At 63.2% G+C, this 12,773-nt stretch carries 11 protein-coding genes; 10 read left to right on the top strand and 1 reads right to left on the bottom strand.

Annotated features, from left to right (window positions below; all coding sequences use genetic code 11):
- Position 1: 1 nt before the first annotated feature.
- Positions 2-2,875, bottom strand: coding sequence for a monovalent cation/H+ antiporter subunit A (locus AACZ65_RS09415; RefSeq protein ID WP_339670188.1), 2,874 nt, complete (start codon positions 2,873-2,875; stop codon positions 2-4).
- 215 nt (positions 2,876-3,090) lie between these two features.
- Between AACZ65_RS09415 and ybgC the strand changes: the two genes are divergently transcribed.
- From ybgC to AACZ65_RS09365, 10 genes are all read left to right on the top strand, one after another.
- Positions 3,091-3,489, top strand: a complete 399-nt coding sequence (ybgC, locus tag AACZ65_RS09410) for a tol-pal system-associated acyl-CoA thioesterase (protein ID WP_339670186.1) — start codon at positions 3,091-3,093, stop codon at positions 3,487-3,489.
- A 150-nt stretch (positions 3,490-3,639) separates the two neighbouring features.
- Positions 3,640-4,335 (top strand): protein TolQ, encoded by a 696-nt coding sequence (gene tolQ, locus AACZ65_RS09405; protein ID WP_037276358.1) that lies wholly within the window; start codon positions 3,640-3,642, stop codon positions 4,333-4,335.
- 3 nt (positions 4,336-4,338) lie between these two features.
- Entirely contained in the window at positions 4,339-4,812 is a 474-nt protein-coding gene (gene tolR / locus AACZ65_RS09400; protein WP_339670184.1) for a protein TolR, read from the top strand.
- An 11-nt stretch (positions 4,813-4,823) separates the two neighbouring features.
- Positions 4,824-5,963: an energy transducer TonB gene (locus AACZ65_RS09395; protein ID WP_339670182.1), complete on the top strand. Its 1,140-nt coding sequence runs from the start codon at positions 4,824-4,826 to the stop codon at positions 5,961-5,963.
- Positions 5,960-7,285 carry a Tol-Pal system beta propeller repeat protein TolB gene (gene tolB, locus AACZ65_RS09390; RefSeq protein WP_339670180.1) on the top strand — a complete coding sequence of 442 codons (1,326 nt, stop codon included), beginning with the start codon at positions 5,960-5,962 and terminating at the stop codon, positions 7,283-7,285. The genes AACZ65_RS09395 and tolB overlap by 4 nt, the downstream gene beginning before the upstream one ends.
- 74 nt (positions 7,286-7,359) lie before the next feature.
- A complete protein-coding gene (pal, locus tag AACZ65_RS09385; protein WP_037276364.1) occupies positions 7,360-7,872 on the top strand; it encodes a peptidoglycan-associated lipoprotein Pal in 513 nt (170 codons plus the stop codon).
- 21 nt (positions 7,873-7,893) lie between these two features.
- Positions 7,894-8,736 (top strand): tol-pal system protein YbgF, encoded by an 843-nt coding sequence (gene ybgF, locus AACZ65_RS09380; protein ID WP_339670178.1) that lies wholly within the window; start codon positions 7,894-7,896, stop codon positions 8,734-8,736.
- Positions 8,733-9,989 carry a tRNA lysidine(34) synthetase TilS gene (gene tilS / locus AACZ65_RS09375; protein ID WP_339670176.1) on the top strand — a complete coding sequence of 419 codons (1,257 nt, stop codon included), beginning with the start codon at positions 8,733-8,735 and terminating at the stop codon, positions 9,987-9,989. The genes ybgF and tilS overlap by 4 nt, the downstream gene beginning before the upstream one ends.
- 79 nt (positions 9,990-10,068) lie before the next feature.
- Positions 10,069-11,985 carry an ATP-dependent zinc metalloprotease FtsH gene (gene ftsH / locus AACZ65_RS09370; RefSeq protein WP_339670174.1) on the top strand — a complete coding sequence of 639 codons (1,917 nt, stop codon included), beginning with the start codon at positions 10,069-10,071 and terminating at the stop codon, positions 11,983-11,985.
- Positions 11,982-12,764 carry a methyltransferase domain-containing protein gene (locus AACZ65_RS09365; protein ID WP_339670172.1) on the top strand — a complete coding sequence of 261 codons (783 nt, stop codon included), beginning with the start codon at positions 11,982-11,984 and terminating at the stop codon, positions 12,762-12,764. The genes ftsH and AACZ65_RS09365 overlap by 4 nt, the downstream gene beginning before the upstream one ends.
- Positions 12,765-12,773: the final 9 nt, after the last annotated feature.

Genomic DNA, 12,773 nt, shown 5'->3' with positions numbered 1-12,773 from the left:
ATCAGGCCTCCTTCTCGCCCGGCGCGTCGTCGAGGGCCGGATTGATGTCCATGGGCATGATATTGACGGTCTCGCCCGAGCGCCGCGCCATGCTGGACAGGCTGTTGAGCGCCAGCATCACCGCACCCACCACGGTCAAGAACACGCCGGTGTCAAAGGCCATCGCCGTCGCCCATTCGAATTCCTCGATGGGTGGAAAATGCAGATAGCCGTAGTCGGAGGTCAGGAACGGACGCCCCGCCAGCCAGGCACCGATGCCCGTCACGCTCGCGATCAGAACGCCCACGCCGATGGTGGCGTGATAGGTGACGCGCTGCCGCGCCTCCGCCCAGGCAAAGCCCGAGGCCATGTATTGCATGAGAAACGCAATCGCCACGATCAGACCGGCGATAAACCCACCGCCCGGCTGATTGTGGCCGCGCAGGAAGATATAGGCCCCCACCATCAGCGCGATGGGCATCATCACGCGGGTTGCCACCACCATCATCAGCGGGTGACGGTCGCCCGCCTCGGCGTAGCGGTCCGCCTTCCATTGAGAGAGCCAGCGCCCGCCGGGCCCCTTGAGCACGGTTTCGGTCAGCGCGAAGATCACGAGGGCCGCAATCCCCAACACGATGATTTCGCCATAGGTATCAAAGCCCCGGAAATCCACGAGGATCACGTTGACCACATTGGTGCCGCCGCCGCCCTTGTAGGAATTGGCGAGGTGAAAGACCGAAATGCTCTCGGCTGCGAAATCGCGCAGCAGAATGGCATAGGTCAGCCCCGCCACCGCGACCCCGCCGATCACGGCGATGCCCGCATCGCGCATGCGGCGCGCGACGCTGCTTTCCACCGGGGTTTCGCGCGGCAGGAAATTGAGCGCCAGAAGCAGCAGGATGATGGTCACCACCTCGACCGAGATTTGCGTCAGCGCAAGGTCGGGGGCCGAAAGATAGACAAAGCCCATCGAGACGATCAGCCCGACGATGCCCATAAGGACCAGCGCCAGAAAGCGGTTGCGATGGAACGCGACCAGACAGATCGTCGCCAGTACCAGCAAGAGCCAGCCAATCGCAGGCAGCACGGTCACCGGCAACATCTCGCGCGTGGGTGCGGCCATGCCACCGCCCAAGTAGCCAAGCACGCCCGCCCCGATCACGGCAACCGCGAAAATGGCGCCATTGCGGGTGAGCGCGCCGTTATGCACGCCATCCGTTACCGCCCGGCTGAGGGCAGTGGCCGCCCGGGTCACCGCGTCGAACATCACCTTGGCCTCGGGGCGCGGCGTGGCGTTCCACATCGTCATCAGCGGTGCGTGCAGGCGCAAGAGGATCGCCCCGCCGATGACCGCGATCACCGACATCCAGAACGCTGGCACCAGCCCGTGCCAATGGTAGATATTCACATAGGGTTCTGCCTGCGTCACCGCCTGTGTTGCCACCCGGACGAGATCTCCGGCAAAGGTCATGGGCATCACGCCGATCAGGATCACCAGCACCGTCAGGAAGGCAGGGGCGGCCCACATGCCGAAACCGGGATCATGCGGTTTGGCCGGATAATCGCTGCGCTTTGGTCCAAGGAACACATGCGCGATATAGCGGAAGGAATAGGCGACCGAGAAGAGCGCGCCGATCGTCGCCACCGCCCCCATCAGCCAGTGCGGCCCGATCCAATGGGTATGCGCCACCTCTTCCAGCATCAGCTCCTTGGACAGGAAGCCGTTGAAGGGCGGAATCCCGGCCATCGACAGCGCCGCAATCGTGGCAATGGTAAAGGTGATGGGCATGAGGTGGCGCAGCCCGCCAAGGCGCTTGATGTCGCGGGTATGCGCCTCGTGGTCGACAATGCCTGCGGTCATGAAGAGCGCGGCCTTGAACGTGGCGTGGTTGATGATGTGAAAGACGGCCACCATCGCCGCAGCCTTGGTGCCAAGGCCCAGAAGCATGGTGATGAGGCCCAGATGGGAGACCGTCGAAAAGGCCAGAAGCGCCTTGAGATCATCCTTGAAGAGGGCAATCTTGGCCGCCATGACCATGGTGATCAGCCCGGTCGAGGCCACGATCCAGAACCACTCCGGCGTGCCTGCCAGAACCGGCCACATGCGCGCCATCAAGAATAGCCCCGCCTTCACCATCGTGGCCGAGTGCAGATAGGCGGATACCGGTGTAGGGGCGGCCATGGCGTGCGGCAGCCAGAAATGGAACGGGAACTGCGCCGATTTTGTGAAACAACCCAAGAGGATCAGGATCAGCGCCGGCAGATACATCGGGCTCGCCTGAATGGCATCTTTCTGCGTCAGGATCACGCTGAGATCATAGCTTCCGGCGATATCGCCAAGGATCAGCATCCCAGCGATCATCGCCAGTCCCCCAAGGCCCGTCACCGTGAGCGCCATTCGCGCGCCTTGCCGTCCCTCGGGTAGATGTTTCCAATACCCGATCAGCAGGAAGGACGAGAGGGATGTCAGCTCCCAGAAAATCAGGAGCAGGAGGATGTTATCGCTCAGGACGATCCCCACCATCGCACCCTGAAATAGCAGAAGGTAGGTATAGAATTGCCCCATCGGGTCTTCGCGCGAGAGGTAAAACCGCGCGTATAGGATGATCAGGAGGCCGATCCCAAGGATCATGCCCGCAAAGAGCAACCCCAGGCCATCCAGCATGAAATTGACGTTTAGGCCCAGAGATGGCAACCAGTTGATACCAAAGGTCAGAACCTCGCCCCGCATGACGGCGGGCGCGCAAAGCAGCAGCAATGTCAGCGCAAGGATCGTCGGTGCAGCGGTAAAGGCGGCGCAGGTGTTGCGCCCGGCCTGGATCATCAGCCCTGGAAACAAGGCTCCCAAAAACGGCAGTGCCGCGATGATCGGCAAAAATCCTGCGGCATTGTCCATCCGTCTCCCGCCCCTCTCCCTGTTCTCTGCCTCGGCCTTGGCACCACGTCGCGGGTGCATTTTTTGTGCCGTTTCAGTTGATCCTGCGTAATATACGGCGGCATCGCCGCGCCACAACCCGGCATTTCATGATTTTCCACCTCGTGAAACCGCGACCCTTGAACGCAGGTGCGCGGGATGCTTTGCTGCAAATGCACAGTTAACAGGATCAGCCCGTGACCACGCCCGCGCACCTCTTTCCCGTAACCGTCTATTACGAGGATACCGATATGGGCGGGATCGTCTATCACGCGAATTATCTCAAGTATATCGAGCGCGCCCGCAGCGCCTGGGTGCGCGATATGGGCATTGACCAGAACGCCATGCGCAACACCGAGGGTCTCGTTTTTGCCGTGCGGCGGGTAGAGGCGGATTACCTTGCCCCAGCCCGGCTTGACGATGTGCTCACGGTCGAAACACGGATTGTTGCCGTCACGGGCGCGCGTCTGGTGATGGAGCAAAGGGTCCTGCGTGGCCCCGATATGATCTTTTCGGCACAAGTGACCATAGCGTGCCTCTCGCGGTCGGGCCGCCCCGCCAAGCTGCCTTTGGGGTTGCGCGCAGCGCAGAGCTGAGGCTCTCCGGCAATTATCCGCCTGATCTATGCGCGAATATCGCGTCAAACCCGCGTGAGCCTGTGGATGGTATTGGCTTTCCCCTTTCAAATAGGGTAGTTTCGACCGCAATAAGGCCGAAAAACGGTCAGAGATACAAAGAGCAGGCAAATGGAAGCAGATACCCTGGCATTGGCACAGGAGATAGATTTCTCCATGTGGGCGCTTTTTGCGCGCGCCACCCTTATCGTCAAACTGGTGATGTTCATGTTGATCGTGGCCTCGTTCTGGGCCTGGTCGATCATCATTCAGAAAATCATCATCTATCGCAAGGCGCGGCTCGAGGCCGAAATCTTTGATCGTCGCTTCTGGTCGGGCGAGCCACTCGATGGCCTCTTCGATGAAATCGGCCCAGACCCTGCCGGGCAATCTGAACGGATATTCGCCGCTGGCATGATGGAATGGCGGCGCAGCCACCGCAACGACGGCAATCTCATCGCGGGGGCAACGGCGCGGATTGATCGCAGTATGGATGTTGCCATCGCCAAGGAAGCCGAAGGGCTCCAGAGCGGGCTTCAGGTGCTTGCAACCGTTGGCTCGACCGCGCCGTTCATCGGTCTGTTCGGCACGGTCTGGGGCATCATGCATGCGTTCATCGAGATCGCCGAGCAGCAGAACACAAATCTCGCCGTCGTGGCCCCCGGTATTGCCGAGGCGCTTTTGGCCACGGGTCTTGGTCTGATCGCGGCCATTCCGGCGGTGATCTTCTACAACAAGCTCAGCGCCGATGCCGACCGTATCGTCGCGGGATACGAGGCGTTTGCCGACGAATTCGCCACGATTCTCAGCCGCCAGTTGGACAGCTAGACCATGGGCGCGGGCGTCGTTCAGAAATCAGGCGATCAGGGGCGTCGCAGGCGCGGGCGCGGACGCTCGCGCCCGATGGCCGAAATCAACGTCACGCCCTTTGTGGACGTGATGCTGGTGCTTTTGATCATCTTCATGGTGGCCGCCCCCCTTATGGTGGTGGGCGTGCCCGTGGAACTGCCCAAGACCGCTGCCAATTCGCTACCGGGCGAGGATGAAGAGCCGCTGACCGTCACTGTTACGGCCGAGGGTGTCGTGATGATCCAGACATCCGAAGTGCCGCGTGAAGAGCTGGTCGCCCGCCTGCGCGCCATTGCGACAGAGCGCGACAGCACCCGCGTGTTCCTGCGCGCAGATGGGGCCGTGCCGTATCAGGATGTGATGCAGGTCATGGGTGCGCTGAACAACGGCGGCTTTGCCAATATCGGGCTTGTGACGGATGCCGGCGGTCCGGCGCTTGACGGGCAGGGTGGCTAGGGGCGCATCTGGTGAACACCGGACAGATCATATCTGGCGCGGGCCATCTGGCATTGATCAGTTGGGCCCTCTTTGGGGGCGTGTTCCGCTCTGATCCGCCGCCTTTCGAGGTGGTGGAGGCCACGACCATTTCCACCGAGGAATTCGCGGCGTTGCTCGCACGCCAGAGTGCGCCCGAGGCCGTTGCCAATGTCGATACGCCGGAGCCGCCCGCACCGGGGGATAGCGCGCCGCCGCTTGCCTCGACCCCTGATACCCCACCCGAGAGCACGCCGCCCCCCGCGCAGGAGACCGCGCCGCCCGATCCCGCGCCGGATGTCACCGAGATCACCCCGCCCGCACCCGCCGAGGTGACGGATACGGCACCCGTGCTTGAGCCCCCGCAAGAGGATGTGGCCGTTGTGGTGCCCGAGGTCTCGCCCCGGCCCAAGCCGCGCCCCGCGCCCCGCGTCGCCCCCGAGGCCGTGGCCCCGCCAGAGCCTGACGTGCGTATCGACGAGGTGGCCCAGCCCGAGGTCGCGCCCGATGAGGGCGCGGAGGTGCCGCAGGAACCGGCCGAGGCCACGGCCCAGGAAGAGGCTGCAACCGAAATCGTGACCGAGGCGGAAGAGTCGAAAGACGCAGCCCCCACCTCTTCCTTGCGCCCCAAACCGCGCCCCGCGCGGCCCGTCGCACAGGCAGAGACACCCGCGCCCGCCGAGACCCCGAAACCGGCCACGACCGAAACGCCGAAACCCGCGGCCCCCGCCACCGATCAGAGCGCCGTCAATGACGCGCTTGCCGCCGCCCTTGGCACGAGCCAGAACACGAACACCGCCCCGAGCGGCCCGCCGCTCACCTCTGGTGAAAAAGACGCACTCCGCGTCGCGGTACAGCAATGCTGGAATGTGGGCTCGCTCAGCACCGAGGCGCTGGGCACCACGGTTGTGGTTTCCGTCCGCATGGGTGAGGATGGCAAGCCGGATAATGGTTCGATCCGAATGGACAGTTTTTCGGGCGGCGGCGATGCTGCGGCGCGCCAGGCGTTCGAGGCTGCACGCCGGGCGATCATCCGCTGCGGGGCCAATGGATTCAATTTGCCGCCGGAAAAATACGACCAGTGGCGTGACATCGAAATGACATTCAATCCGGAGAGTATGAGGATCAAATGATGCGCTTTATGATGACCCTCCTTGCGGCCCTCACGCTATGGGCCATGCCCGCGCTGGCGCAGGGCAATGGCCCGCTTCGGATCGAGATCACCGAAGGGGTGATCGAACCGATGCCCTTTGCTGTACCTGATTTCGTCTCTGACAGTGCGGCAGGCCAGGAACTCGGCCGCAACATTGCCAGCGTTATCGCCGCCGACCTGACCGGCACCGGTCTGTTTCGCCAGATCCCGAACGCCGCCCATATCAGCCGGATCACAAGCTTTGATAGCCCGGTGCAATATGCCGACTGGCGCGCGATCAATGCACAGGCGCTGATTACCGGCGCGGTCAGTACCGATGGGGCTGGGCGCATCGTTGCCAAATTCCGCATCTATGACGTGTTTTCCGGTCAGGAACTGGGCGCAGGTCAGCAGCTTGTCGGCACGCAGGACGGCTGGCGGCGCATCGCCCACAAGGTCGCCGATCAGGTCTATAGCCGCATCACAGGCGAGGGCGGCTATTTCGACAGCCGGGTTGTTTTTGTTGCCGAGAGCGGGCCCAAGGATCAGCGCGCCAAGCGACTGGGGATCATGGATTACGACGGGGCGAATGTGCAGTATCTGACCGACAGCACCAGCATCGTGCTGGCACCTCGCTTTTCGCCCACTGGCGACCGGGTGCTCTACACCAGCTATGAAACTGGCTTTCCTCGGATCTACGTGCTCGACGTGGCCAGTGTCGGGCGTCGTGAATTGCCCACGCAAGATGCCACCATGAGCTTTGCGCCACGCTTTTCGCCCAACGGACGCACGGTGGTCTACTCGCTCACCCAAGGTGGCAATACCGATCTCTACACCATGGACATTGGCACCGGGGCCAGTTCCCGGCTCACAACCGCCCCGTCGATTGAAACCGCGCCCAGCTATAGCCCCGACGGCGGCCAGATCGTGTTCGAGAGCGACCGCTCCGGCACGCCGCAGCTTTACATCATGTCGGCAGGCGGTGGCGAGGCGCGGCGCATCAGCTTTGGTGAGGGGCGCTATGGCACGCCCGTCTGGTCACCGCGTGGCGATCTCGTGGCCTTTACCAAACAATCCAAGGGTCGGTTTCATATCGGCGTTATGCGGACCGACGGCAGCGAAGAGCGTCTCTTGACCGCCTCTTTCCTCGACGAAGGCCCGACATGGGCCCCCAATGGCCGCGTCATCATGTTCACCCGCGAAACCCAAGGCGAACAGGGACAGGCCAGCCTCTATTCGGTCGACATCACGGGCCGGAACCTCAAGCAGGTGCCCACCAGCACAGGCGCAAGCGATCCCTCCTGGTCGCCGCTTCAGAATTGAACCCACAAGGCCCGCGTTTCCTTGGGACGCGGGCTGTGATATGACAGGCCAAGGCAGACACGAACGGGGCTAAAATGACCTATCTGAGCAAGACACTGATCCTCTGTGCGGGGCTGGCTTTGGCCGCCTGCACCAATCCCAACCGCTTTGATGATGGCAATGCCGTCGATCTCAACAACGGCGCGGGCGCTGGCCTTGCCGGGTCCGCGCAGGACCCGAGTTCGCCGGCCTATTTCCAGCAGACAGTGGGCGACCGCGTGCTCTTTGCCGTGGATCAATCCACGCTCGGCTCGGAGGCCCAGGTCACGCTTGACGGTCAGGCCAATTGGCTGATGACCAATCGCGATTTTACCGCCGTGATCGAGGGGCATGCCGACGAACAGGGCACCCGCGAATACAACCTTGCCCTCGGCGCCCGTCGCGCCAACGCGGTGCAGGAATATCTGATCGGTCGCGGTGTTTCGCCCAACCGCCTGCGTGTGGTCAGCTACGGCAAGGAACGCCCGATCGAGATTTGCAGCAACGAGGCGTGCTATGCAAAGAACCGGCGCGCCGTGACCGTGCTGGCCGCCGGGCTGGGCAGCTAACCTAGGAAAGGGGGCCGCACCATGCGCCGTTTCGCGTTCATTCTGGCCGCTGGTCTCTTGGTCGCGCCGCATCATGCGGTGGCGCAGACGGATCAGACGCTGGCCGACATCCGTCAGGAACTGTCGGTGCTGTTCGTCACCTTGCAGCATCTCAAGCGCGAGCTCAGCACCACTGGCGCCGCGGGGCAACTCAGTGGCGGCGGTTCTCTGGTGGACCGCGTGAACGCGATTGAGAGCGAGGTGCAGCGTCTGACCGCCAAGACAGAACAGCTCGAATTCCGTATCGACCGCGTGGTGTCTGATGGCACCAACCGCGTGGGCGATCTGGAGTTCCGCCTCTGCGAATTGGAACCGGCCTGTGACATTGCCAAGTTAGAGCCGGGCAGCACATTGGGTGGTGTCGATCCCGTGACAGCGGGCGGTGAGGCCGCTCCTCTTCCCACCGCTCCCGAGGCGAACGCCGGCGACAATCCTCAGCTTGCTATCGGTGAGCGTGACGATTTCGACCGCGCCGAGGCCGCGTTGCAAGCGGGAAATCATAGCGAGGCGGCGGCGGGTTTCGCGACATTCCTGTCGACCTATCCGGGCAGCCCCTTGTCCGGACGGGCAGGTTTGTTGCGTGGTGAGGCGCTGGAGGCCGCGGGTCAGCAGAGCGAGGCCGCGCGCGCCTATCTCGACAGCTTCAGCGCTGCGCCAGACGGGGCAGAGGCCCCCGAGGCGCTCTTTCGTCTTGGCCGCGCGCTGGGCCGTCTGGGCCAGACCGAAGAGGCCTGCGTGACATTGGGGCAGGTTGCGGCCCGCTATCCCACGGCGGCGGCAGTCTCTTCCGCGCAATCCGAGATGGGCCGCCTGGGCTGTTCGTGACCCCGCCTGCCGTGCCGTTGCAAACCAGCCTTGCGGCACATTTCGCGAGGGATGTCCCTGTGCGACTGGGCGTGGCGGTGTCCGGCGGCAGCGATTCGCTGGCGCTCCTGCATCTTCTGCACGACTGGCAGCATGCGGGCGGCCCCAGCCTGGCCGCCGTCACCGTCGATCACGGGCTGCGCCCAAGTTCCGCGCGAGAGGCGGCAGAGGTGGACCAAATCTGCGCCCGACTCGGTATCCCGCACGATACGCTGAAGTGGCAAGGCTGGGATGGCACCGGTAACCTGCCCGATCAGGCGCGGCGCGCGCGCTACGCGCTCCTTGTGGACTGGGCGCAGGCCCATGGATTGCAGGACATCGCCATCGGGCACACGCAAAACGACCTTGCCGAGACCTTTCTGATGCGTCTGGCGCGCGGCGCGGGTGTGGACGGTCTTGCGGCGATGCGCCCGCGCTGGACCCAAGCGGGCGTGACGTTTCACCGTCCGCTATTGGATGTGTCACGCGCGCGCCTGCGGGAGCATCTGCGCGCTCTTGGGCAGTTGTGGGTTGACGATCCCACCAACGACGACACCGCGTATCTGCGCCCCCGCGCGCGACAGGTTCTCGCGGCGCTCGGCCCTCTGGACCTGGATGCCGCGACGCTGGCCGATGTCGCGCGCACTCTGTCAGAGGTTCGCACAGCGCTGGATCACTCTGTGCAAACAGCCGCGCGCAGCCTTTTAAGCGGACAGGCCGGGGATATTCTGATCGACAAGGTCGGGTTTGCCGCCCTGCCCGAAGAAATCGCCCGCCGTCTGATGCAGGCCGCTCTGCACTGGCTGGCGGGTGGCGATTATCCACCGCGCGGTGCGGCGCTTCAGTCGCTTGTCCACGCGGCCCGCGCGGGGGGCACCATGACCTTGCACGGGTGTCTTCTTTTGCCTGCCAAGGCAGGGCAGCTGCGCCTTACGCGGGAATATGCCGCTGTCCGCGCGTTGCGCACGCCCGCAACCGCCCTTTGGGACAATCGCTGGCAGGCCATCGGCCCGGCCACCCCCGATGTCGAGATTGCCGCCCTTGGCCCCGATGGTTTACGGGCCTGTCCCGATTGGCGTCTGGGTGGCTTGCCGCATGCCTCTGCCCTTGCCGCCCCCGGCCTCTGGCAGGGCGAAACCCTGATCGCGGCACCGTTGATGGGCTGGCCGAATGGTTGGTCGCTGCGCCTTTGCCCGGATCGGGACAATCTACTCATGCCTTTATTATGTCATTGAAGATAGGGCCGTGATCTCTATTTATGATCAAGACGCCCTGTGCTAGACGCACGGGGATACGAATTTTGGGAGAGAACCCTTGGGTAACGCAAGAAATATTGCCTTCTGGCTGGTGCTGTTCCTGTTGATCCTCGCGCTGTTCAACCTGTTCAGCGGGTCGGGCAACACCCTCCAGAGCCGCGCAGTGCCGTATTCCGAGTTTGTGGCGGCAGTGGACAGCGGCGGCGTGAGCCAGGTCACGCTTGATGGCGAAACCGTGCGCTATCGCGGGTCGGATGGTCAGGACTACGCCACGATCAAGCCCGAGGATGCCGAGATCACGCAGCGCCTGATCGACGCGGGCATCCCGGTCAAGGCCGAAAGCCAGCAGCAATCTGGCTTTCAGACCTTCATCGTCTCGCTTCTGCCTTTCCTGCTGCTGATTGGTGTGTGGATCTATTTCATGAACCGCATGCAGGGCGGCGGCAAAGGCGGTGCGATGGGCTTTGGTAAGTCCAAGGCCAAGATGCTGACGGAAAAGCATGGTCGCGTCACCTTTGATGACGTGGCAGGCATCGACGAGGCCAAGGAAGAGCTCGAGGAAATCGTCGAGTTCCTTCGCAATCCTCAGAAATTCTCGCGTCTTGGAGGCAAGATCCCCAAGGGCGCGCTGCTTGTCGGTCCTCCGGGCACAGGTAAGACACTATTGGCCCGCGCCATCGCAGGCGAGGCGGGCGTGCCGTTCTTTACCATCTCCGGTTCCGACTTTGTGGAAATGTTCGTGGGTGTCGGCGCCAGCCGCGTGCGCGATATGTTCGAGCAGGCCAAGAAAAATGCGCCCTGTATCGTGTTCATCGACGAGATTGACGCCGTGGGCCGGCATCGTGGCGCAGGCTATGGCGGCGGCAATGACGAACGCGAGCAAACGCTGAACCAGTTGCTTGTGGAAATGGACGGGTTCGAGGCCAATGAAGGCGTGATCATCATCGCGGCGACCAACCGCAAGGATGTGCTTGACCCCGCGCTTCTGCGCCCCGGCCGGTTCGACCGTCAGGTGACGGTGCCCAACCCCGACATCAAGGGCCGCGAGAAAATTCTCAACGTCCATGCCCGCAAGACGCCGCTTGGCCCTGATGTGGACCTGCGCCTGATTGCGCGTGGCACGCCCGGCTTTTCCGGTGCGGACCTTGCCAATCTCGTCAACGAGGCGGCGCTGATGGCGGCGCGCGTCGGCCGTCGCTTTGTCACCATGGTCGATTTCGAGAATGCCAAGGACAAGGTGATGATGGGGGCCGAGCGCCGCTCGATGGTGCTGACCGACGATCAAAAGGAAAAGACCGCCTATCACGAAGCGGGTCATGCGGTCGTGGGTCTGGCCCTGCCGAAATGCGATCCCGTCTACAAGGCCACGATCATCCCGCGCGGTGGCGCGCTGGGCATGGTCGTCAGCCTGCCCGAGATCGACCGGCTGAACTGGCACCGCTCCGAGTGCGAGGAAAAGCTGGCGATGACCATGGCGGGCAAGGCAGCCGAGATCCTCAAATACGGCGAGGATAACGTGTCGAACGGCCCGGCAGGCGATATTCAGCAGGCCAGCGGCCTGGCCCGCGCCATGGTGATGCGCTGGGGCATGTCCGACAAGGTCGGCAATATCGACTATGAGCAGGCGCACGAAGGCTACATGGGCAATGGCGCTGGTGGCTTCTCGATTTCCGCGCATACCAAGGAGCTGATCGAGGAAGAGGTCAAGCGCCTGATCGACGAGGCCTATGTCCGCGCCAAGAAGATCCTGACTGATCGACAGGAAGATTGGGAACGTCTGGCGCAAGGCCTCTTGGAATACGAGACCCTGACCGGCGACGAGATCAAGCGGGTCATGCGCGGCGAGCCGCCCATGTCGAGCGATGACGACGACGGCAATGCCGAGGCGACCAAGCCCTCTGTCACTGCCATTCCCAAGACCAAGCCGAAATCCACCCCCGGCGACGGCGGGATGGAGCCAGAGCCCTCGACGTGAGCACATCGCAAACCAAACAGGACTGGAATCCCGGAGCCTATGCCAGGTTCCGGGATCAGCGCTTGCGGCCTGCGCTTGATCTGTTGAACGCGGTCGGCCAGATGGGTGCGGGCGATGTGGTCGATCTGGGGTGCGGCAATGGCGTGATGGCCGAGGCCTTGCGCGCCCGCGCGGGTAACCGCAGCCTTGTCGGGGTCGATGGCAGCCCGGCCATGCTCGAAAAGGCGCAGGGCATGGGATATGACGCACTGCAACAGGCCGATATTGCCGAATGGATGCCGCGCCGCGCACCGGGCCTGATCTATTCAAACGCCGCGCTGCACTGGGTCGGGAATCACGAGGCCTTGATGCCAAAGCTCGTGCGCATGTTGGGCAAGGGCGGCACGCTGGCCGTGCAGATGCCACATCAGAACAAGGCCCCCTCGCACCGTGTCTGGCTCTCTCTGGCCGAGGAGCTGTTTGCCGGACGGATCGAGAAAATGGGCACCCCTGGCGTCATGTCCCCGATCAAGTATGAGGAGCTTTTGGCCCCTCTGGGTCAATTCCGCCTCTGGGAAACCGATTATTACCAGCGGTTGACCGCCGAACCCGGCAGCCACCCGGTGCGCCGCTATACCGAAAGCACCTATGCCCGCCCGGTTCTGGCCGCGCTCGACCCGGACGAAAAGACAGACCTCATCCGCCGCTACGAAGAGGTGATGCACAGCGCCTATCCGGTGCGTGCCGATGGCACTGTGCTTTTCCCGTTCCGCCGCATGTTCTTTACCCTCACCGTCTGACCCGGAATT

Source organism: uncultured Roseovarius sp., from assembly GCF_963972555.1.
Lineage (GTDB): Bacteria > Pseudomonadota > Alphaproteobacteria > Rhodobacterales > Rhodobacteraceae > Roseovarius > Roseovarius mucosus.
The sequence above is the reverse complement of the archived record's forward strand: the minus strand, read 5'-3'. Positions and strand labels throughout refer to the sequence as shown.

What these genes read in the sequence shown, in the direction of transcription:
- ybgF (WP_339670178.1), top strand. Translation starts at nt 7,894, where the DNA reads ATGCGCCGTTTCGCGTTCATTCTGGCCGCTGGTCTCTTGGTCGCGCCG.
- AACZ65_RS09415 (WP_339670188.1), bottom strand. Translation starts at nt 2,875, where the DNA reads ATGGACAATGCCGCAGGATTTTTGCCGATCATCGCGGCACTGCCGTTT.
- pal (WP_037276364.1), top strand. Translation starts at nt 7,360, where the DNA reads ATGACCTATCTGAGCAAGACACTGATCCTCTGTGCGGGGCTGGCTTTG.
- tolR (WP_339670184.1), top strand. Translation starts at nt 4,339, where the DNA reads ATGGGCGCGGGCGTCGTTCAGAAATCAGGCGATCAGGGGCGTCGCAGG.
- tolQ (WP_037276358.1), top strand. Translation starts at nt 3,640, where the DNA reads ATGGAAGCAGATACCCTGGCATTGGCACAGGAGATAGATTTCTCCATG.
- tolB (WP_339670180.1), top strand. Translation starts at nt 5,960, where the DNA reads ATGATGCGCTTTATGATGACCCTCCTTGCGGCCCTCACGCTATGGGCC.